General features: G+C 55.2%; 16 protein-coding genes and 3 pseudogenes. 9 read left to right on the forward strand and 10 right to left on the reverse strand.

Features of this window, described 5'->3' with window-relative positions:
- Positions 1-55 precede the first annotated feature (55 nt).
- A complete protein-coding gene (locus Q7W83_RS14550) occupies positions 56-508 on the forward strand; it encodes a hypothetical protein (protein ID WP_473656253.1) in 453 nt (150 codons plus the stop codon).
- Here Q7W83_RS14550 and Q7W83_RS14555 read toward each other — a convergent pair.
- From Q7W83_RS14555 to Q7W83_RS14565, 3 genes are read right to left on the reverse strand one after another with little or no spacing between them, the layout of a single operon-like run.
- Positions 493-1518: a DUF2955 domain-containing protein gene (locus tag Q7W83_RS14555; protein ID WP_473656254.1), complete on the reverse strand. Its 1026-nt coding sequence runs from the start codon at positions 1516-1518 to the stop codon at positions 493-495. The two genes, Q7W83_RS14550 and Q7W83_RS14555, sit on opposite strands and share 16 nt — an antisense overlap.
- Positions 1508-2632 carry an HlyD family secretion protein gene (locus tag Q7W83_RS14560; RefSeq protein WP_473656255.1) on the reverse strand — a complete coding sequence of 375 codons (1125 nt, stop codon included), beginning with the start codon at positions 2630-2632 and terminating at the stop codon, positions 1508-1510. The genes Q7W83_RS14555 and Q7W83_RS14560 overlap by 11 nt, the downstream gene beginning before the upstream one ends.
- A complete protein-coding gene (locus tag Q7W83_RS14565) occupies positions 2625-4151 on the reverse strand; it encodes an efflux transporter outer membrane subunit (protein ID WP_473656256.1) in 1527 nt (508 codons plus the stop codon). Before Q7W83_RS14565 ends, Q7W83_RS14560 begins: the two co-directional genes overlap by 8 nt.
- 117 nt (positions 4152-4268) lie before the next feature.
- Between Q7W83_RS14565 and Q7W83_RS14570 the strand changes: the two genes are divergently transcribed.
- Positions 4269-4775, forward strand: a complete 507-nt coding sequence (locus Q7W83_RS14570; protein WP_150634318.1) for a transporter suffix domain-containing protein — start codon at positions 4269-4271, stop codon at positions 4773-4775.
- Between the two features lie 68 nt (positions 4776-4843).
- Positions 4844-5344: a cupin domain-containing protein gene (locus tag Q7W83_RS14575; protein ID WP_150634314.1), complete on the forward strand. Its 501-nt coding sequence runs from the start codon at positions 4844-4846 to the stop codon at positions 5342-5344.
- 189 nt (positions 5345-5533) lie between these two features.
- On the opposite strand, the gene Q7W83_RS14580 is transcribed toward Q7W83_RS14575, so the two are convergent.
- The 3 genes from Q7W83_RS14580 to Q7W83_RS14590 all read right to left on the reverse strand — a co-directional run bounded on the left by Q7W83_RS14580 (position 5534) and on the right by Q7W83_RS14590 (position 9358).
- The gene (locus Q7W83_RS14580) at positions 5534-5737 is read right to left on the reverse strand and encodes a hypothetical protein (protein ID WP_133839504.1); all 204 of its coding nucleotides are present in this window, start codon (positions 5735-5737) and stop codon (positions 5534-5536) included.
- 228 nt (positions 5738-5965) lie between these two features.
- Positions 5966-6400, reverse strand: a complete 435-nt coding sequence (locus Q7W83_RS14585; protein WP_191630115.1) for a phosphate-starvation-inducible PsiE family protein — start codon at positions 6398-6400, stop codon at positions 5966-5968.
- Positions 6401-6592: 192 nt separating this feature from the next.
- Positions 6593-9358, reverse strand: coding sequence for an ATP-dependent Clp protease ATP-binding subunit (locus tag Q7W83_RS14590; RefSeq protein ID WP_410017349.1), 2766 nt, complete (start codon positions 9356-9358; stop codon positions 6593-6595).
- 428 nt (positions 9359-9786) lie between these two features.
- Between Q7W83_RS14590 and Q7W83_RS14595 the strand changes: the two are divergent.
- The 3 genes and pseudogenes from Q7W83_RS14595 to Q7W83_RS14605 form a co-directional block, all read left to right on the forward strand.
- Positions 9787-10092, forward strand: a pseudogene (locus Q7W83_RS14595) (TolC family protein); the annotation flags it as partial.
- 466 nt (positions 10093-10558) lie between these two features.
- Complete coding sequence (locus Q7W83_RS14600; RefSeq protein WP_473656257.1) at positions 10559-11659, forward strand: low temperature requirement protein A; 1101 nt, start codon at positions 10559-10561, stop codon at positions 11657-11659.
- Positions 11660-11662: 3 nt separating this feature from the next.
- Positions 11663-11830: pseudogene (locus tag Q7W83_RS14605) on the forward strand (LLM class flavin-dependent oxidoreductase); the annotation flags it as partial.
- A gap of 14 nt (positions 11831-11844) precedes the next feature.
- On the opposite strand, the gene Q7W83_RS14610 reads toward Q7W83_RS14605, so the two are convergent.
- Positions 11845-12660: a CmcJ/NvfI family oxidoreductase gene (locus Q7W83_RS14610; RefSeq protein ID WP_150636618.1), complete on the reverse strand. Its 816-nt coding sequence runs from the start codon at positions 12658-12660 to the stop codon at positions 11845-11847.
- Between the two features lie 319 nt (positions 12661-12979).
- A complete protein-coding gene (locus Q7W83_RS14615; protein WP_150636614.1) occupies positions 12980-14287 on the reverse strand; it encodes an OprD family porin in 1308 nt (435 codons plus the stop codon).
- A 750-nt stretch (positions 14288-15037) separates the two neighbouring features.
- Between Q7W83_RS14615 and Q7W83_RS14620 the strand changes: the two genes are divergently transcribed.
- Positions 15038-16021, forward strand: a complete 984-nt coding sequence (locus tag Q7W83_RS14620) for an LLM class oxidoreductase (RefSeq protein ID WP_150636612.1) — start codon at positions 15038-15040, stop codon at positions 16019-16021.
- Positions 16022-16130: 109 nt separating this feature from the next.
- Here the strand turns inward: Q7W83_RS14620 and Q7W83_RS14625 are convergent, their stop codons facing one another.
- On the reverse strand, positions 16131-17138 hold the full coding sequence (locus Q7W83_RS14625) for a zinc-binding alcohol dehydrogenase family protein (RefSeq protein WP_150636610.1): 1008 nt from the start codon (positions 17136-17138) through the stop codon (positions 16131-16133).
- Positions 17139-17247: 109 nt separating this feature from the next.
- On the opposite strand from Q7W83_RS14625, the gene Q7W83_RS14630 reads away from it, so the two are divergent.
- A complete protein-coding gene (locus tag Q7W83_RS14630) occupies positions 17248-18156 on the forward strand; it encodes a LysR family transcriptional regulator (RefSeq protein ID WP_150636608.1) in 909 nt (302 codons plus the stop codon).
- A 3-nt stretch (positions 18157-18159) separates the two neighbouring features.
- Here the strand turns inward: Q7W83_RS14630 and Q7W83_RS14635 are convergent.
- Positions 18160-19941: pseudogene (locus Q7W83_RS14635) on the reverse strand (monovalent cation:proton antiporter-2 (CPA2) family protein).
- 715 nt (positions 19942-20656) lie between these two features.
- Here Q7W83_RS14635 and Q7W83_RS14640 point away from each other — a divergent pair.
- Entirely contained in the window at positions 20657-21271 is a 615-nt protein-coding gene (locus Q7W83_RS14640; protein ID WP_224792435.1) for an SPOR domain-containing protein, read from the forward strand.
- Positions 21272-21326: the final 55 nt, after the last annotated feature.

A 21326-nucleotide genomic window follows, 5' to 3' on the forward strand; every position in this document is an offset into this window, starting at 1 on the left:
GGGCGAGCGTGGGTGATCTACACTTTTGATGGCTGAGAATTGCCCGGAGGTCATCATGAACAGCTTGTCTTCCCTTGGTCTGTGTGCCGCGCTGTCGATTGCCGCCACGCAGGCATGGGCCGAAACGGTGGTCCCGATGAAGGGCCAGACTTCGCAACAAACCCAACTGGACATCGACGCCTGCCACAACATCGCCGCCAGTCAGAGTTCAGCGACGCCGCCGGCATCCGGTGGCCGCCTGAAAGGGGCGGCGGTCGGTGCTGCTGCCGGAGCGGCTGGAGCTCAGGTTCGCGGGCGCCAGCACGATGAGTTTTATGACCGTGTGGATGACGATGTGAAGCAGGATTATCGGCAGAACCGGGCCAAAGAGACGGCCGCCGCCGGTGCGATGGTGGGTGCATCGCGTCAACGTCAGGAGCGTCGTGCGCAGCAGAAAACCGCCGCATCCACCAGTTCGACCGCCTACAGCAGTTGCCTGCAAGGCAAGGGGTATCAGGTCAATCCCTGAACGCGTTTTGGCGGTTGCTGATCCAGCAGATAAACCATCAGGCACGCATACAGCGTCACCAGAATAAACAGCCCCATGCGCACGGCAAATGCGGTGTAGACATCTTTGCCCGCGAGGCTGTCCTGCACCGACTGACCGAGCAGGATAATCATGGTGATCAGGCTGTTGAGCCAGAACCCCGGGCTGAACCGGGTCGGGCTCAGGGCGTACAACTTGCGCGCCAGGACCAGACCGAACAGCAGCATCCACAGAAAAAACATCCATAGGTGCACGAACAGGCTGAGCGCACTCCAGAACAGCACCGCCAGCACGCCGGCCAGCAGGGTCGAGCCGACCAGTTCGCGACCGGCGTTCCGGGCCGTGGTGGAACTCTGCTGACCCAGGCCGACTGCCTTCAAAATGATCGGCAGGTAGCTGGCCGGATCGACCATTGCCAGCAAAAAAGCCGGCAGCACGATCAGGGTTGCACGCAGCGCAACCCGGCTGACTTCTTCCGCCGGCAACAGCGGTGCGGCGGGTGGCGACGGCGCGTTGGGCGGGTCGGGAAACAGCCAGTGACTCACCGCCACCACCATCACGGCAAGGAGTAATCCTTTGACCAGGGCACCAATAACCATCGCCGCGAGGTCGAACTCGGCGACGCCGGCTGATGAAATCATTGTCAGACCGATCACCAGAAAGGTGACGATCAGGTTGTTGCCGCCGCGCAATCCAAAACGAAAAACCAGGAACAGGCTGACGCCGATCAGCAGCACGCCACTGACCGGGTAATAACGCAGAATCGGAATCAACAACAGGCCGACGCCGGTGGTCAACATCGCAATGACGGCCAGAGCAATGCCGGCCTTGAACGGCAATGGCCGGTTGACGGTGGCGAGGAGCAACAACGCAAGAACCGGTGCGATAAAGGGAATCGGCAAGCCCAAACCGAAACTCGCTGCGAGACACAACGCGGTGCCCGTGGCCAGACGCAGTGCGCGTTGAGCCCGGGGCGTGCGTTTAGTAGGCATAGGATAGCCAGCTCATCAGGCCGAGAAACAGACGGCCAAGCGGGTTCAGCGGATTGCCTTGAGTAGGGAAGGCCATGACTTCAGCCTGGCCGCCGGCACGCAACGCTCGACTGTCGCGCAGCCGCGCTTTGGCGTCGTCGGAAAGCTCGATGATCACTGGAAAACGCTGAGCCGGGCGTAACCAGTCGCGGCTGTTCTGCACGCTGGGCAACGTACCGGGTGCCGGCGTCTGACCGACACTGACGCCGTAGCCGACACTGCGTACGCGACCGTCGAATACTTCGCCCGGCAGCGCATCCAAAACGATCGCCACCGGCGTATCGACCTTGACCAGACCGAGGTTGTTCTCGGTCATGTCGGCACTGATCCATACATCGTGGATGGCGATCAGGGTCATGACCGGACTGCCGACGGCGGCGAACTGTCCGGCATCGGTGCGCAAGTCGGTGATCAAACCTGCCGAACGTGCGCGAACCTGCGTGTTGGCCTGGTCCAGTTCGGCTTTCGACAACGCCGTGGCGGCACTGCGCAGCAGAGCGTTATCTTCTTCGCTACCTCCTTCCTGCTCACGAGCGCGCTGGACTTCGGCACGGGCGGCGGCGACCTGGCTGACGGCTTGTTCGCGGTTGGCGCGAGACACTTCGAGCAGGCGCACGGAAATGGTTCCGGGGTCATCGCGGTACAGTCCCTCAAGGCGCTTATTATCCTGGCGCGCCTTGAGTTCATTGGCCTGGGCTGCGCGCAAGTTGGCTTGTGCCGAGGCAATGCCGGCGGTGCTGGCGCCGATTTGTCGACGTGTCGATTCGAGGTCCGCGCGTGCGCGGTCGACGGCGATTTGGTACGGCTGGGGATCCACTTCGAACAGTACGTCTCCGGCCTTGACGTCCTGGTTGTTGCGTACGTTGACGCGAATGACCCGACCGGCCACTTCCGCGGCCACCGGAATGACAAAGGCGCCTACCCGGGCCTGTTGGGTGTAAGGCGTGAACCGGTCCGCCGACAGGTACCAGGCCAGGCTCAGGACGATGACCAGCAACACCCATTTGATGCCTTTTTTCGCCGGATCAGCGGGCTGCTCGGGCGTTTGGGGGGAGGGCGGGGCGGCTTCACTCATGGTCTTTTACCTTTTTGGCTTGCGCAGCTGAAGGCTCATCCAGCAGTTCGCCCCAGTCCGTTCTTTGCTCCATCTGTCGGCGGGTGGCCGCATCGATTTTCGGCAGCGCGCTGTACCAGCCACCACCCAAGGCTTTGTACAGGGCAATCACATTGCTCACGGCATTGCTGCGGCTGACCAGATAGTTGTCCTGTTGCTCCAGCAAGGCACGTTGCGCATCCAGCACCCGCTGAAAGTCCGAATAACCTTCACGATATTGCGCACTGGCCAGCACCAACGAACGTTTGGCGGCGACTTCGGCCTCACGCAGGATGCGTTCACGTTCCAGGGACTTGATCAATCCGCTGGCCGCGTCATCGGCCTCGCGCGCCGCCTGGCGAACCTTGTCGCGGTAGGCTTCGATCAACTGCTGCAACCGCGCATCCTGGATACGCACGTTGTTGCTGATCTGGCCATGGTCGAACAGGTTCCAGCGCAGACTGGGGCCACCGATGAAGTCCAGGCTTCTGGAGGTGCCGTTCAGGGTGTCGGCCGACCAGACGATGCTGCCGAGCAAGGTCAACGACGGGTAGAAATCGGTTTCGGCGACGCCGATCAGCGCCGATTGGGCCGCGACATTGAGTTCGACCGCGCGCACGTCGGGCCGGCGAAGCAGCAGATTGGCGGGCACATCCTGCAGTACCGCGCGGTCTACCAACGGGATCAATCCTTCATTCTCAAGTAACTGCGGCAGCGCGCCGGGCGGCTGGCCGATCAACACAGCCAACGCATTCCGGGTACGCAGCACCTGGTCTTCGAAGTTGGGAATGGTGCTCAGGGTGCCCAGGTATTGAGTCTTGGCCTGTTGCAGGTCGAGTTCGGCTTGCTGGCCGCTGTTGAACAGCTTTTCGGTGATCTCGAAATTACGCTGTTGCTGTCTGGCATTTCCCCTCGCAACGCGCAAACGCGCCTCGGTGGTGCGCAACGAAAAGTAGGTGTCCGCCACTTGGGCACGCAGAAGGACGAGCACGTCTTCGTAGTTGGCCTGTGCGGCGAAGTAACCGGCATCGGCCGATTCGATGGCACGGGCGAAGCGCCCCCAGAAATCCAGCTCCCAGCCTATGTCGAACCCGGCGCTGTGTTGCCAGAAATGGCTGTCCTGTGGATTGCTCCCGCCGGATTGCCTGCGGTTGAAGTACAGACTGTCGACACTGGCTTGCTGCAGCTGCGGGTAGCGTCCGCTTTGAGCGATGCCCAGTTGAGCCCGGGCCTCCATCACACGCAGACCGGCGATTTTCAGATCCGAATTGTGGGCATCCGCCTCGGCGATCAGACGATCGAGCAGCGGATCGCCGAAGACTTGCCACCACTGCCGCAAATCGGGATTCAGGCTGCGCTGGCTGGATTGTTCAAGGGCAGGGGAGCTCCAACGGTCGATCCACGCCGGCTTCGGCGACTGAAAATCCGGCCCGAGGCGCACGCAACCACTCAAGCCGAGCACACCCAGCAGGAGCAATTGGCCTGATCGCGTCAAATGCATGCATGTTTTCCATTCCAGTCAGCTCACAGGAGCATAGACGCCCTGATGATCAACTGACTGCTAAGCTTCTCAAGCGTCATCACATTCAATATGACCCGTCAAAAAGGAACGACAGCCATGAATGCACCCCATACCGCTGGATGGCGCTTCAAACTGGGTATTGCGATCATTTGCCTGATGCTCGGCTCATGGCTACTGGTGCCCATCCTGGCGGCAGCGGGCATGCCGGGTTCCAGGATCGCGGCACTGACAGGCGTCCTTTTTATCAGTAACAAAGTGCTGTTGATTATCGTGATTGCGGTCATGGGCAAGGCGGGGTTTCAGCAACTTAAAAGCCGGGTATTTGGCTACGTGTCTTCAATGGCGCCGACAGTCGACACTGAAGTTGGGCCGTGGCGTCATCGGATCGGCGTGGTGATGTTTTGTCTGCCGCTGGTGTCGGCATTTCTAGAGCCCTACGTCGACAGTATCTGGCCTGGACTCAGGCCGAATCTCTGGCAGTTGCAATTGTTGGGCGACTTGATGTTGATCGGCAGCTTTTTTGTACTCGGCGGAAACTTCTGGGAAAAAGTGCGTGCATTGTTCATTCGCACCGCACGGGTCGTGAACACGAGTGCGGTGTGATGATTGAATAACTTAACTAAAGAGCTATTTAGTATAGCTATTTGCCATCATGGTATCTGGAGCAACAATTGCGGCTTATCAGTGAAGCAATAGTGACGGCGCTTAACCTGGAACCACATCTCGAGGGTGGCTTTTACCGAAGAACTTTTCAGGCGGATCAGCAACCTCTGATCGAGACGGTTGGTGGTCCACGTTACTTGATGACGTCCATTTATTACTTGCTGACCACAGATTCTCCGATCGGCCAGTTTCACTTTAACCAATCCGACATCGTGCATTACTACCATCTGGGCGATGCCATTCGGTACAGCCTGATTTTTCCTAATGGCGAACTGAGAACTGTCGTGATGGGCAGCAACGTCATCGCTGGAGAATTATTACAGCTACATGTGCCAGGCGGCATCTGGAAAGCTTCGCAGCTTTTGAATGGCTCAGCAGGGTTCGGTTTGATCAGTGAGGCAGTATCGCCAGGGTTTGATTTCGCGGATATGCAGATGGGCGACAGGCAAAAGCTCTGTGCGGAGTTTCCCGAGCATTCGGCGCTGATTGAACGGCTGACAATAGAATGAGAGCTGAGGGTGAAATCAGCACCGCCAGATCTGCGTGCAACGGGGCCAGCCTAGAAACATCTAGTTACGTATAATGTATATTATGTTAAACGACAGGTCATGTCATAGATGTTCATGAGCTGCCCAAGCCACTGATTCGACAAACCCGCTTCTGGCGTCCACTCTCTCAACGGGCCATGTACTTCGTGTTCATGGCAAGTCATTGAATGAGGTGGCTGCCGATGAAAGTTCGAAGACATTTTTACCGCTGGGTACCGCCAAGTATTCACGTGCGGCGGCCACGGCTTTGTCGGCGGCTTTTCTGTAGCGTTTGTACTGTCCTATCGCATGATTCACGAACGAGCTGACGTACTCGCCCTTCGAAGAAAACACCTGAGCTAAACGACGGAACATCCCTGTCTCCTATGCCGCTGAAAGGCTGTCCGGGGGAACCGGCTAAAATGTTCATTACTTAAAATCTACAGTCAGCGCTATACGTATTTATACAAGTATTGCGGATGATGGCGCACCGCCATCTCAGAATGCGATGAACGCGCTGTAACCGTCTCGCAACATAGAAATATCTCGCTGGCCTTGATGTTCTCTCGGTGGAAAATTGTTGGCATTGCGAAGCCCTCGTAGCTATTCATCCTTACCACACTCTCGTAAGTTATCCTTATCACGCTCCCGTAAGAGCCAGCAGACGATGCCGAGCACCAGGGTGGCAAATCCCAGTGCGGCAATGGTGAGCGCAGGAGTAGCGGCAGAATCGAGAATAACGAACTTCCGGCTGAGCGCCAGCAAGGCGATCAACAGCACTGTGCGAACCTGAACGATGCTGTTGCGTCGTAGGGCCGGGCGCACAATCGAATGCTTAAACTCCAGGGCTATCAGCACGGTGAAGATTGAGCCAAAGAGGGCCTGGAAAACATCGTGATCTAGAGGGTCAATCGCACCACCGATCACCAACGGCACAACCCTGCGACAGAGCTGCAGTAGCGCCATCAAAATCACAGACGCGATGATGAGACTGAGCGCAATAACAACCAATTGTTCGAAACGTTCGTAAGCATTCATCAGCGCCCACTGAAGTCTGAAATTTTTCAGCGTCGAGTTGCGCTCACGCCTTTCAGAATCAGGCTTTGACACGATAACCCTCCACACTTGCGTCTTCGGTCCGCCGGGCTCGTCCAGGCATTTGAGGATCCAGTACACCACTGCACGTCGTGATCAACAGGCCTGCTCCCAGGTTACGTGAGTGTGTTGAGCCTAAGTCCCAGTCTCCGCAGTAGGTGCCAGATCATCTGGCTGGTCTGGCGGACTACTCTTTCCGGAGGTCTTTGGCGCATCCACCTCCACCTTATTGAAGACCACTTCCCTACGTTCCGTGTCGTATCCCAACTCAACACTGTCGCCGGCTTGCAGCTTGCCTGCGAGCATTTCCTTCGCAAGCCGCGTTTCGACGGCCTGGCGAATCTGACGTTTCAACTCGCGCGCGCCAAACTCAGGCTGATAACCAACATCCGCCAGATGATCGATGAGTGAGCCATCAATTTTCACTGTGATGTTCTGTGCAGCTGCGGTTCGAATGACCCGATCAAGCTGAATGCTCACAATCGATCGGATGTTGTCACGGGTAAGGGCATGGAACACGATGATGTCATCAATACGGTTCAGGAATTCGGGACGAAAATGCCCTTTCAGGACGCCCATTAGTTCATCGCGTAACGCTTTATCCGTAAGGCGTTCATCTTCGGGGCGCTCAAGATTCTCCATGATAATGGGAGAGCCCAAGTTGCTGGTGGCAATGATGATCGTATTGCTGAAGTCCACGACACGTCCCTTACCGTCCGTTAGACGCCCATCGTCGAATACCTGCAGCAATACGTTGCTCACATCGGGATGCGCTTTCTCGATCTCGTCGAGCAGAATCACACTGTAGGGCTTGCGGCGGACACGCTCTGTCAACTGACCGCCTTCGTCATATCCCACATAACCGGGTGGCGCGCCGATCAAACGAGCAACCGCATGCCGCTCCATGTACTCCGACATATCAATACGAATGATCGATTGCTCGTCACCAAACACCGTTTCCGCCAACGCTTTGGCAAGTTCAGTTTTGCCAACGCCCGTAGGGCCAAGAAAGAGAAACGTGGCAATAGGTCTGTTCGCCTGGCCAAGGCCGGCTCGAGACAAACGAACGGCATCGCTGACCGCGAGAACAGCGTCTTCCTGCCCAACCAGCCGCTCACGCAACGTGTCTTCCATGTTCAACAGCTTTTGACGCTCTTCCTGCGTAAGCTCGGTCACAGGAATACCGGTGAGACGGGACAGCACCTCGGCAATTGACTCCAGGGTCACCTCAAGGGTTTCGGAACCTGTCTTGCGCTGCCAGGCTTCTGTTTCCTCTCCCAGTTGCGCTTGTTTTTGACCAATGCGTTCTTCGAAGCCTTTGGATTCATCAAAACGTTTACGGGAAGATGCATAGTCCTGTTCACGTTTAAGTTGCGTGATTTCGGCTTCCAGCTCCTGGATGCCAGCCGGCCTTGAGGAGGAACTGATTCGAACACGGGCCGCGGCCTGATCGATCAGGTCAATGGCTTTATCCGGTAAATAGCGCGAGGTGATGTAACGATCCGACAGCTCAGCTGCCGCCACAAATGCTTCATCAGCGAATGTGACCTGGTGATGAGCCTCAAGCTTATCGCGCAGCCCACGCAAGATAATGATGGTCTGTTCGACGGTGGGCTCGGATATCAGCACAGGCTGAAAACGTCGTTCAAGCGCTGCGTCTTTTTCGATGTGCTTTTGATACTCATTGAGTGTCGTCGCACCGATCAAACTAAGCTCCCCGCGTGCCAATGCGGGTTTAAGTACGTTGGCAATATCCAGGCCGCCCTCCTCACCACCCTGCCCCGCGCCAACGATCGTGTGCAGCTCGTCGATGAACAGAATAAGCTCCGAGCTTTTTGCGGCGACTTCATCAAGTAGTTGCTTGGCTCGCTCCTCGAATTCACCACGATATTTAGAGCCCGCAACCATTGAGTTCAGATTGATTTCAACAAGCCGTCTGCCACGCAGAATCTCAGGGACATCGCCCTTTACTATTCGTTGTGCAAGCCCTTCAACGATGGCTGTTTTACCGACGCCAGGTTCGCCGATAAGAACCGGATTGTTCTTTCTGCGCCGCGCCAGCACCTCGATGGTATTTTCGATTTCCTGCGCGCGCCCCAGTACGGGATCGAGTTTGCCCTCACGAGCCAGTGACGTCAGGTCGCGACCGAACTTGTCGAGTGTCGGTGTTCCCGTCGGGGTGTCGACTCGCCCATCCTCAGCCCCCTTACCCACCACCTTTACCACCTTCTGCCGCAAGGCTTCAGGCGTTACGCCGTATTTTTTAAGCAATGTCCCGGCGATACTTTCTGGTACAGAGGCAAGCCCGATCAACAAATGCTCTGGGCCAACGTACGAATGTCCTAAATCACGAGATGCCTGGAACGCAAAATTGAAAACTTTCTTTAACCGTGGCGAAATGCTCATCTGGTCCACCGGGGCCTGGGCCTCCGCTGTGCCCCTCTGAGCATGTTGATCGATGTAGCCTTTGATCTCGTCCGGAGAAAGCTTCAGCTCCTTAAGCAACGCCGTACCCACATCGGTATCCGCAAGCACATACAACAAATGCTCAGTATCGAGCTCGCTACGGTTGAGCTCATGGGCTTTCTCACCCGCGCGTTGCAGGATTTCCAGCGTCTGGGAACTGAATGCATCGGTTGCATCGACAGATTCTCGAGGCACTTGCGCAGAGAGCCTGAAGTCATCACCCGCTTGATCCTTTGCTCCGCCCATGCTGTCGAAAAAGCGGGACACACCCCCGCCCAGTAGAGAGTCGAATGGATTCAACATGCTTTGATGGCGTAAGAGTTGACGGTAATCGTGGTCGCAAATGGACATTGTCCTGGCTTGGCCATTTTGCGATACGGTCACTCGCGCTACAGCGGGTCTCGCATTACATATTTCACAGAGAGTAGCCATGATGAGTTGTCTCCAAAGATGGATAACACGGACTCATTCAGATGGATCTACGTCCCCATAAACGATGCTCAAGCAACAGGGGCATGAGATCCGCAATACGCTGAGATTGCTCAGGAAGACGATTACGTTGGAGGGAATGGCAGTCTCGGCAGACGACGCCGTCCAATAACGATAGTCGGATCTCATCAAAACACGCTATGGGCGACCCAGGATACCGACGAACGACGTCTGATAAATTCGTGCTCAAAAATACCGCCAGTCGTAAACCACCTACTCATCAGCAAATGAGGCTATGGAATCACCAGCGTGATCGAGCAACGATTCGATGTCGGAATTCGCAGGGGCGAATCGATCAGCAAGGACATGATTGCGGTTCGCACCAAAACCATCGGATAAAAAAAACGCCGAAAATGACAGCAAAAGAACGAGCGCGCGAGGTCTTGCCTGCGCTGGAGGAAACGGAGAACGCGTTCAGCGATTACGGCAAGCGCCAACAACGACTATAGTCAATGGTGCGTCAGAGCGAATCCAGCCTTTCCGCTACCAACCTGGCCTCAATCCAATACCGCGAAGGCACGGCGGATCTCCTCGTGCTTCTTGATGCGGATCGTGAACGTCTCGCAACCGAAGACACTCAGGCTCAGACCTCGAACGAGGTGTATCGAGGCATCGTCGCCATTTATAAATCACTTGGCGGTGGATGGAGTTATCCCCCCGGGCAAGTCGTATCCCGCTGAGCAGACCCCAACCGCCCATCTATAAGGGCTCAAGCCATGCACACTTCAGAATTGGATGATTGAAGAATCCACGGTGCTGCCAGCGACAAGCATCGCTCATAAAGCAGTGGCACGAAAATATCAGCCCAGCGAACCGAGGACATAAAAAATTGGCGATGTTAATTTTTGACAGCTCGGAAGATTCCATAGTCGAGGCCCGTGTCCTGGTCGAGGCGCTGAATGAATGGTTGGCGGAACAGCAGCCCAGTTGCCCGCTAAGGTCCGCCCGTGCGCAATGTTGCTATCGGCCCGATGGCACGCTGGATTCTGTATTGACCGTACTAACAGACGTGGTGGTGGACTAGGTCAGGTGTTGCACTCAGTTTTTGCGACCGCCCCCAAAGGTTGACGCCTATACCCGTCCACCCGTTCGCTTATCCGTTAGTTTCCTTCTACATTAAAGAGGTGCACACGGAGCAAGCAGCGAATGAAATCTTTGAAGTATTATGAAAAAAATCGACACGCCACATGGTTAGAGTTGTTTTTTGACCTGATTTTTGTTGTTGCAATTGGCAAGGTTACGCATACTCTCGGACATCTTCATCACGGCCACTTTGAACAGGAGCAATTATGGACATTTTTACTGCTTTTTGTTCCATTATGGTGGATCTGGTCCAGCCACACGATTTACTCAAACAGGTTTGATACAGACAGTAACCTTCACCGCTTGGCAACATTATTTTTAATGTTGCTGCTCATTGTGCTGTCTGCACGGATTGGGGAAGAATTGAAAGTAAACTATGCGCTTGTTATTGCCTGCTATTTTGGTATACGTGCCATCATCAGTATTATGTACATTACGTCCATAAATAAATTCGATCACCGTAGCGAATTCTCCTCCAGGCTTGGCTTCGCCCTGTTAGTTAGCGCAGTTGTTAGTCTTTCATCCATTCTTTTTGACCCACCTATGCGTTACCTTGTCGCTTACATTGGGATTTTACTTGACATTCTGCTCCCTCTATTTTCTTGGGGTAAGCTAAAGCCATTGCCCGCACATACAGAACATTTGGTTGAACGACTAGGTTTACTCACCCTCATCTTATTGGGCGAGTCGGTAATTAGCCTTTCTGGAGGGTTATCTGACATTCAATGGGATCGTTATAATGTGATGGCGGCAATCACCGGATTTATCATGATTTGCAGTATCTGGTGGATCTATTTTGATAGCTTTTACCTACTGAGCAAAAATGAAAGTAGTATGAGTGGACACTCCTTAATCTACTCGCACCTTTTTCTATTTATGGGGCTAGCACTTCTCGCAAATTTGATCAGGCATGCGATCTTGAATGACATTGCGATGCGCGATTTCCAGATTACGTCAATCATCGGCATGGTCTTATTTTTCCTAGGTAAGCAATATGGCTATTTCATAGCCGTACCTAGAATAAGGAAATACATACTACAAAACACCTTGATCGTGTTTTCTTTGGGTGGGTTGGTTATATTCCTACCCCGCGTCGAGTACATATTGGTCGGCCTAACAGCAACCATGATCTGTTATGTTTTTCTAAATTTCAGATATCGTTGAATCTTTATAATTAGGCCATATCACGGGTGGATCAGCTATCCGCGCGCACCAAAGACTCAGCAGCTGATTGTCGAGGACTGGCGCACTGCGGTTCGTGCCGAATGTGGTGAGCTGTTCAAACCCTTCACCCAGTCGCTATACATCGACCTAACAGATAACTCGCAGACACCAACAAGTGGCAAAACCTAATCAAAGAAGGCCAGGGTGCGAACTTCGATACTCTCGCGCGGCGGGGCTCCCGGCGGCGTATTGGGGTCTTTGAAGGCGGTATGGGGCGTGAAGCGGGCACGGCCGTCGTGACGTGAGTCATACCCCTTGATCAGCAAGACTTCGTCACGGCGCATGTCCGGAAAATAGTACCAGCGCTGTTGCGGATTGTAGGCCAGGTGGTAGATCTCACCGATACGATCCGGATAGACCAAGTCGGTGGCCAGCAGGTCATTGGAGTCAAGCGTCGAGGCGTCCAGCACGGCCAGCGGCGAGCGCTTGACGGGCCCGCTCATCGGGCGCCAGAGGTTAATCTGGGCCACCGACACCAGTGCGGCGGCCAGATCCTGGCCCAGCACGTCGCGAATACGCTCAGGACCCGAGCGCTCGGTGTAGTCATTATGCACACGGCTGGCTGGGCCGCGAATATCCCGCCCCTCGGCGTCGCTGCGCCTGGTGTGGTCGAAGATGACGACCCGGCTCGCGCCCGTCAGCTCCTTGATCAAGGCCTTGACCTCGTCATAGTAGACGCTTTCCACCAAAGCATCGTCGTAGAGGTCGTCGACCACCGTATCCCGCCGATGGAGCTCAAACCCCTGCTTGTCCAGAGACAGGCTGCCTGCCAACGGACGACCGTTGTGTATCGTGACCTCGCGCTCCTCCTGCTCGGCAAAGTAGTGCGGTTCACTGTCACCGGTCAGAGCCTCGGTATGCACATAGGGCTTCGCATCGTGCTTGACCAGGTAGGTCAGTGTCGTGATGACGCTAGCGGGCGTATCAGTTGTGTGCTTCAAGTAACACCTCCCGGTCTGCTGACCGCTTCCGGCGTGGTGTCACCGTGGCGGATCTGTAACTTGTACGTAGACACCATCCCGCTCAATCGTATGCCTTCGAATGGACACTATCAAATGTAGCCCGAGGTGCATGGCACCCGACCGGTAGAAAAGGACCACTCTTACCTCAGCATCGACGACCAGCTTGACCATGACTGGCGTGTCGCACTCCGGGTCTGCGCCGATCATGAGCATCCGATATCCCGGCCCGCCCTTTACAATCGTTTGTCTGCCATAACGGGTTCGGACGTTGGTTAAATCAAACTTCCCGCACCACTATCTAGAGAAGCGGAATGCTATAGCTTACAAAAACTCGATTCTGATCTACGTTTCGAGATGCTTCGCTGTTGGACTTGCCGTTACGCCAGCCGAACCCGACGCCTTTGAGCGCTCCGGATTGAAGGACGTAGTCCAGACTAATGTCTCTTTCCCATTCCTTTTGGTTGTTGCCTGACGTAGTTTTAATATTATCGCCGGAGAGGTACATGACCGAGCCTTTCAGGCCAGGGACACCCAGAGCGGCGAAGTCGTAAGCATACTGACCGAAAGCTGTGCGCTCGCCTGCACGGGTGAAAGTTTGGATCAGGCGGTCTGTATACAGATACAGGCTTGCTCCACCGGCGCCCTTGTCTGTCAGGCTACCCTGACTGAGTTGAGTGAAGTTGCTGCCATCCGACACACTTTGGTACCCCGCAGTAATCGCGTGACCACCCAGTGTGTAAATCAACGCGGCACTCCAGGTACGGTTGTCGATCTCTCCACTACCGTTTTTGGTGTAGCCACTCATTCTGTAGCCTGACGTCCCGGAGCTATTTGCCCCTGACGAGTCAGTTTTGAAATAGCGCAGGTCGGTTTTAAGGGACTGATTGTCCGAGAGGGCAAGGGTGTGAATTAATCCCATAAAATGCTGCGTATAGTAGTTGTCGAGGCTGGCGTAGTAGTACTGAGCTGTCAGATCCTTGGTGACGTTCCAATCGCCCCCGGCGAAGTCAAACTGATTGCTTTCCCGCGTACCACCAGCAACGGCCAACCCCGTCTGATCGCTCGAACCACGTCCTGTTGCATGTTCGATCCGACCTCCAGTCAAGGTCAGCCCCTTGAACTCGCTCGAGGTGATTTGACCGCCCTCGAAGGTTTGTGGAAGCACGCGCCCATCGTTGGCGACCAGAATTGGGAGTTTCGGAATCAAAGTGCCGTAGCGAAGTTCAGTTTTCGACATTTTGACTTTTACGGTCAGCCCGAGCCGGCTCCACTCGTCGACGGCACGGTTGTCACTGTCAGAAGGCATCATGCTGCTACCGACATGCCGTCCTTTGCCACTGTCCAAGGTAACTCCCAGCAACCCCAGGCCATCGACACCAAAGCCAACCATTCCATCGGTATAGCCCGATTTGAAGTCCAGCATGAAACCCTGCGCCCATTCTTCGGTTTTGGAAGGTGCGGCAACGCCATCGCGGTTGTCGTTATTGAAGTAGAAGTTTCTCATTCCCAAGGTGGCTTTGCTATCACTCAGGAAGTCAGCATGCACCTGGGCACTCAGGGTGATACTAAGAAACACCGAACTTGCAGTTATTGTTTTTCCACTCATTTATATAGCGCTCCATTTGTTATTTTAAAGTGATAGAAGCAACGCAAAATTTTCAGGTGTGCGTTTTTTATTATTCTTAATACCCTGCTGAAAACGAGAAGTCGACGATACCTCCCCTCCTGCATCAAGTTAATATTGTTAATGCAAGTTCCAAAGTCGCTCATCGCACCTGTTTCTGTTATGCAGCGCGATAGCGTTAGAGCGGATTGTGTGAGAAAGGCGCAGGGAGTGCCTTGCCTGGGGAAATGGAGTTCTGCGTTGCGGTCTGAAAATTTATCTTATCGTCTGAATTTCAGGACTGGGGCCGGACACAATTGTCGGTCGAGTACCCAAAGGCTCAGCGGGCTGACCTGACGACTGTCCTCTATAGCAACCCGCGGCGCGCCGATCACGACGCCCAAGGCCTAGACTGCGGTGTAACCAATCTGCGTCAGGTACCGGGACGGACGACGAACATGGCGGTTCCCCGCAACGCCGCCTATTCTTGCTGGATGGTCTCCCTGCTTTTGCTCAGGCGATGTATCGGGCCGGAACGATCTAATTTATTTTGACCGTCCGTTCATCGCCAATCCGGGCCTGCCCACGCGTTTTGTCAGCAGCTGTCCCCTCACCCGGTCGACCCGACCAGCATGTATGGCGCAACGGATAAAGGCTGCACGCACTACCCACCTGTCGTTCCCAAGCGACCGATGCCGCAGCACTTCTTAAACAGGGGCGCTGTTCACGTTTCTCCCATTGAGGAAGATGAGTATGTATCGGCCGAGCACGATTCCTTATCAGCAGCATCGAGGGTTCAGCCGAACCTTCACTCAGGGTCATTTGAGCCTTGGATTGTTCTTTCCTTTGGAGGCCTTCGATGGGGACACTCCGAGCATGCTCAACCAAGTCGCATTGGCCAAACGAGCAGAGGCGCTGGGCTTCTGCGCGCTCTGGTTTCGCGACGTGCCTCTTCGCGACCCTGGTTTCGGCGATGTCGGCCAAGTCTTCGACCCCTGGGTTTACCTGGGATATATAGCCGCTCATACGTCAGAGATAGCGCTTGGCACCGCATCCATTGCCATCCCGTTACACCATCCGCTGCACACGGCCAAGGCATCGGCCAGCGTCGATCAGTTGAGCGCAGGTCGCTTGATTCTGGGGGTAGCTTCCGGCGATCGCCCTGTGGAGTTTTCGGCTTTTGGCGTCGATGCCGAAAGGCGCGGAGACATTTTTCGAGAGTACTACGAGGTGATTCGCAGAGCCCACAGCACCAGCTTTGAACCCATCCGCTGGAGCGGTGGTGAGATGCAGGGCGCAGACCTCATTCCGAAACCTACGACCCAAGTTATTCCAATGCTCGTGACCGGGAATAGTCGCCAGTCACTGGATTGGATCGCGCGCGAAAGCACCGGATGGATCAACTATCCACGCCAACCGAAAATGCAGCGACTGATCGTGGAAGATTGGCGGCTGGAGGTCATGAAGCAATGTGGTTCCGTCTATAAGCCCTTCGCTCAGTCGCTATACATCGACCTCGCTGAGAACCCGTCAACGCCGCCCACTCGTATTCATTTGGGGTTCAGGCTTGGACGCGACCACCTCCGGGGTTTGCTGGAGGTGCTTCAGGAAATCGGGGTGGACCACGTTATCCTGAATCTCAAATACGGTAAGCGCCCTGCTGCGCAAGTTATTGAGGAGCTGGGCACTCACATCGTTCCGCAATTCGGAGTACAGCCTCGTTCCGAAGCGAACTGAAACCAATACGTTACTGGACGGATTCATCGTCAACTCTGCGACATAAAGAATGGCAGTGATGCCGCAGGCGGTTCAGAGGCCCGCAAGCGAGCCCGCCCGAGGAGTGAAGTCAGAAACCTTCTAGAACGATCTTGCCCCGGGCCTTGCCGCTCTCGACCAGCGCATGGGCACGACGCATGTTTGCCGCATTGATCGCACCGAAGTGCTCGCCCACAGTGGTTTGCAGAACACCTTGGTCAATCAGAGTGCTGACCCGATTGAGCAGATGATGCTGGTTGATCATGTCCGGGGTTTCATACAGCGAGCGGGTGAACATCAGCTCCCAATGCAACGACAGCGACTTGCGCTTGAGCGGCATCACATCGAGGCTGTCGGGGTCGTCAATCACACCCAGACGCCCTTGCGGCTTGAGCACGTCGATCAGTTGTGCAAAGTGCTGTTCGGTGTGAGTCAGGCTGGCGACATAGTCGATCTCCGGCACGCCGAGCGCTTGCAACTGTGCGAGCAGTGGCTGGCTGTGATCGATCACGTGATGCGCGCCCAACTGCCGCACCCAATCAGCGGTTTCCTGGCGTGAGGCAGTTCCGATGACGGTAAGGCGGGTCAACTGTCGGGCCAGTTGCACCAGCATCGAACCGACGCCCCCAGCCGCTCCGGTGATCAACAGGTACTTGCCCTCCCCCGAACCCTCGACGACACCAAGCCGGTCAAACAACAATTCCCAGGCAGTGATCGAGGTCAACGGCAACGCTGCCGCATCGGCGGCACTCAATGACCGAGGCTTGTGCCCGACGATCCGCTCATCGACCAGATGGAATTCGCTGTAGCTGCCGGTGCGGGCAATCGAGCCGGCATAGAACACTTCATCGCCCGGCTGAAACAGCGTCACTTCAGAGCCGATCTCGCGGACAATGCCTGTGGCATCCCAGCCGAGGATTTTGGGTTCTTTTGTGAAAGTTCCGGCGCGCACCTTGGTATCGACCGGATTTACTGACACCGCGCGAACTTCGACCAGCAGATCCCGTGGACCAGGCGTGGGCACCGGGAGGCTGATGTCGATCAATGCGTGTGGATTGTCGATGGGCAAAGCGTGTTCGGTAAAGGTGATGGCTTTCATGGACACTCGCTGTCTGAAGGGTGATGCACTCGTTTGCAGCCATCTTCGACTTCCCAAGTACAAAGAAAAACAAGCAGAATGCGCCAACACTTTCACTGCAGGAGTGAAAATGATCCGCATCGATGATCTTGGTTTATTCATCCGCAGCGCCGCGCTGGGCAGTTTCACCGCAGCGGCGCTGGAGGCTGATCTATTGCCTGGTCAGGTCGCCGCCGCCATCAAACGTCTGGAGCGCGAGCTGGACGTACGCCTGTTCGCCCGCACCACTCGCAGCCTGCGATTGACTGCCGAGGGCGAGCAATATCTGCCCACCGCCCACTCAGTGCTTGAGACCCTGAAGCAAGGCAAGGAAAACCTGCGTGGTGAGAACGCCACGCTGCGGGGCGTACTGCAAGTGACAGCGCCGTCCGATCTGGGGCGCAACATACTGCTGCCGTGGCTGACGCTGTTCCGCCGTCAGCATCCAGAATTGACGTTGCGTTTTTTCCTGTCGGACCAGATGGCCAATCTGTTTCGCGACCCGGTGGACGTGGCGATTCGATACGGCCCGAATGAAGACGCCAACTACGTGGCACTGCCGCTTGCACCGTGGAACCAGCGGGTGCTTGTTGCCTCGCCGGAGTATGTGCAACGCTGCGGTTCTCCCCAAACGCCGGATGACTTGAGCAAGCATCACTGCCTGCTCTATCTGCAAAATGGCCGGGTCTACGACAAGTGGAACCTGGGCGGGCAAACCGTGCAGGTTTCGGGGCCACTGTTCAGCGATGACGCCGATGTCGTGCGACGCTGGTCGTTGGACGGTGAAGGTATCGCCTACAAATCTTGGCTGGATGTCAGTGCCGATATCGCCGCTGAGCGCCTGCTTGTGCTGCTGCCAGATTATCCTGGCGAAGCTTCGCCGTTGAGTCTGGTGTGCCCGCATCGCAAGCAGATCAGCCCTGCCGTTTCCCAGCTTTATACGTGGCTGAGTGATCAGTTTTCTGCGCTGGAGCGCCGTGAACCGAATGACTGCGATTGATGCTCACTGAGCATCCCGCGCTTCATTGTTCGGCGGATCAATGCGCTCAATATTCCCCAACACCAACGCTCGTCCGGCAAACAGGCCGCCCGCTGTTTCCAAGGCAAAACGTTCGGCATCGCGTTTGCGCACTTCGTCGATCACCGCGTCGGCTTCGTGCTCAGACGCACCCAGCGTCACCACGGCCTGACGGCCGAGCAGCAGTGCGGCCTCAAAGGTCTCCCGCACTATGTAGTCGGCGTCGTGTTCGACCAGTTCCAGCGCGTGTTCGCGGTCAAAAGCGCGCACCAGCACTTTCACCTGCGGGCAGTAGTGCCGCGTACTTTCGACAATGCGTGTCGCGGCTTTTTTATCATCCACACAAATAATGATGGCGCGGGCGTGATGGGCACCGGCAGCGTGCAATATTTCATGGCGGGCGCCGTCGCCGTAATAGACCTTGAAACCGTAGGGTGTCACGGCGCGGATGACCTCCGGATTTATATCAATGATTGAAATTTTTGCTCCCTGAGCGAGCGGCACCTAGCAGGCAATCTGCCCCACACGGCCAAAACCGATGATGAGTACATTGCATTGCAGATTGTGTGCGGCTTCCACACCGTCCATGGACACGGGCTGTGGGCGAGTAAACCGTTTGCACAGCAATAAGGTCACCGGTGTAAACGCCATGGAGAGCACCACGATAGCCGTCATGTTGGCGTTGACGTCAGGACCGATGACCCTGAGTTTGAGCGCTTCGGCAAACAGCACAAAAGCAAATTCGCCACCCTGCGCCATCAGCACGGCGCGATCCAGCGCGTCGCGATGACCGCTTTTCGCCAGACGCGCAACTGCATAAATACACAGGGCCTTGACCAGCATCAGTGCCAGCACACCAGAGATGATGAGCCTCCACGCGCTGACCATCGTTTGCAGATCCAGCGACATGCCGACGCCGAGGAAAAACAGCCCCAGCAGTAGGCCACGAAACGGTTCTATGTCGGCCTCCAACTGGTGGCGAAATGTGGATTCCGACAGCAGCACACCGGCAACGAAAGCACCCATCGCCATTGAAAGACCGCCGATTTCCATCAGCAGCGCTGCTCCCAACACAACCAGCAGCGCAGCGGCAGTCATTACCTCGCGCGCTTTGGCATGGGCCAATACTCGAAACAGGGGATCGAGCAGCCACAATCCGATGGCCACCAATGCACCCAGGGACAGCGCTGCGGTACCTATGCGTTGCCAAAGGGGAGACGTGGGTCCATTCGCCAACTCAGTGGGCGCCAGAAATGCCACCACCGCCAGCAAAGGGGCTATCAACAGGTCTTCAAACAGCAAAATGGACACGACGTGCTGCCCTCTCGGCTCGGTAATGTCACCGCGTTCCGAGAGAACTTGCATAACCAGGGCCGTGGAGGTGAGTACAAAACCCGCTGCGCAGACAAATGACACCTGCCAAGGGAATCCAAAAGCCATGCCGACAGAAGTGAGCAGAACAGCACAGACCACCACCTGCAGGCTGCCCAGCCCAAAGATCTGCCGACGCAGATCCCATAGGTGCGAGGGTTTCATCTCCAGTCCAATCACAAAAAGAAACATCGCCACACCCAGCTCGGCCACCTCAATGATGGTGTGGGGGTTATTGATCAGTTGCAGTCCGAAGGGGCCAATGATCAGCCCCGCCGCCAGGTAACCGACCACTGAGCCGAGCCCGATGCGTTTGAGCAGCGGCACTGCCACCACGGCGGCGGCAAGCAAAGTGACGACAGCAAATAATTGACCTGCATTGCCTTCAACAGCCATGGCATTGACCCTCATCCCACATCAGGACCGGTAATGCGTTCACGGCCAGGCGTGTCGAGTAGAGCTTTAAAGCTCAGCGCTCAGTCCCGCAATTTTTTCAGGACCAAGCACAATATCTGGAGGGTTCACCAGGAACTCTCCAGGGTAGGAATGACACCTGAAGTGTAGTGCAGACACTGGCATCGTTTGAAAGGGAGACAAAAAATTCAGTAGCTTCTCCCTGTCCGTACCGGAAAGGGCTGGCTAACAATCCTTTCATTTATACCAAGCGAGTAGGCATGGCTTGAATCTTGAAAAAGGCAACTTTGGCCACGATATCCACCTTGAATACAAGTAATTAATGGATCGCTCTGCAATCCATCTGATATGGTTTTTTTTCGATCACCTGAGCCTTTTTCGTCTACCAACAGTCTATAAAGTGCAAGCCCGATGTTCTTTCAACAACAATAAAGCAGCCAACTAGTTTTGGCGCTTGAGCACACTGACGCGCTCAAGAATTTAGACAATCCCAGGATCAACAAAAGAACCCTGTTTATCAGAAATAAACGGGGCAAATAACTATTCACTTGCTTTGGAGACGGCCGCTGTGCGAAAGCTTGGCTTGGGCTTCCTGTTAACTGGCGTTTTTGGGCAACTATCAGCACTTCTATGGACCTACTCGTCCACAGGACCCATTTGTCAAAATAACGTCGACAATTCATACATCCAGCAAAAAGTGACAAAGTTCGAACAACTACTCGATGACACCGCTAATAAAGTTGCGACAGAGCTCGGTACGATACATTCTGACGAGCTCGCACACCTTACGAAAAACGAATCCCGCATACCCGACTCAACGGAGGCTGACGCCGTACAGTTTTTGCTCGAAAAGCCAGGCGAAACACCCGTACTTACGCTGACTTCATTGCCCACACAGGCACACAAATGGACAATTATTCTCAGCGGTCTGACTACTTTTATCGGCCTGCTTCTGGCACTCTTCGCCCGCAAAAAAACCATTGATCCGCAATGGCATGCCTTTCGCACAGTACCAGGCTCGCTGATCACGCTGGAACGCCCGTGCTTGACATGTGGCGGCTACATTTTCCACACTAAAAAAGAAGCTTCAATCACGCCTTCATCCGGCCTATGGGTGGTCGAAATTGCATTGAATACACCTAGCCGCCATCGCGCAGTAAAAGCCATTCAGCAGTTGGAGTTGCCGGTAGCGCGTAAAGAAAACAACTTTGTCGTCATTGGCCCGTATAAACAAAAGCAGGACGCGGCTCGAGTCGTGAAAGAGTTGAGTGAAAGTCATGGTGTTAGAGGATGGATGATGGCGGGAAATTGACATAATCCTGTGTAGCGCTACTGATCTCGAAAAAAATGTCTACCTGTTTTATGAC

The sequence above is a fragment of the Pseudomonas sp. 300 genome (assembly GCF_055803035.1).

Bases quoted from the DNA above. Each gene is read 5' to 3' on its own strand.
- Q7W83_RS14550 (WP_473656253.1), top strand. From the start codon at position 56: ATGAACAGCTTGTCTTCCCTTGGTCTGTGTGCCGCGCTGTCGATTGCC.
- Q7W83_RS14555 (WP_473656254.1), bottom strand. From the start codon at position 1,518: ATGCCTACTAAACGCACGCCCCGGGCTCAACGCGCACTGCGTCTGGCC.
- Q7W83_RS14560 (WP_473656255.1), bottom strand. From the start codon at position 2,632: ATGAGTGAAGCCGCCCCGCCCTCCCCCCAAACGCCCGAGCAGCCCGCT.
- Q7W83_RS14565 (WP_473656256.1), bottom strand. From the start codon at position 4,151: ATGCATTTGACGCGATCAGGCCAATTGCTCCTGCTGGGTGTGCTCGGC.
- Q7W83_RS14570 (WP_150634318.1), top strand. From the start codon at position 4,269: ATGAATGCACCCCATACCGCTGGATGGCGCTTCAAACTGGGTATTGCG.
- Q7W83_RS14580 (WP_133839504.1), bottom strand. From the start codon at position 5,737: ATGTTCCGTCGTTTAGCTCAGGTGTTTTCTTCGAAGGGCGAGTACGTC.
- Q7W83_RS14585 (WP_191630115.1), bottom strand. From the start codon at position 6,400: ATGAATGCTTACGAACGTTTCGAACAATTGGTTGTTATTGCGCTCAGT.
- Q7W83_RS14600 (WP_473656257.1), top strand. From the start codon at position 10,559: ATGAAATCTTTGAAGTATTATGAAAAAAATCGACACGCCACATGGTTA.
- Q7W83_RS14615 (WP_150636614.1), bottom strand. From the start codon at position 14,287: ATGAGTGGAAAAACAATAACTGCAAGTTCGGTGTTTCTTAGTATCACC.
- Q7W83_RS14620 (WP_150636612.1), top strand. From the start codon at position 15,038: ATGTATCGGCCGAGCACGATTCCTTATCAGCAGCATCGAGGGTTCAGC.
- Q7W83_RS14625 (WP_150636610.1), bottom strand. From the start codon at position 17,138: ATGAAAGCCATCACCTTTACCGAACACGCTTTGCCCATCGACAATCCA.
- Q7W83_RS14630 (WP_150636608.1), top strand. From the start codon at position 17,248: ATGATCCGCATCGATGATCTTGGTTTATTCATCCGCAGCGCCGCGCTG.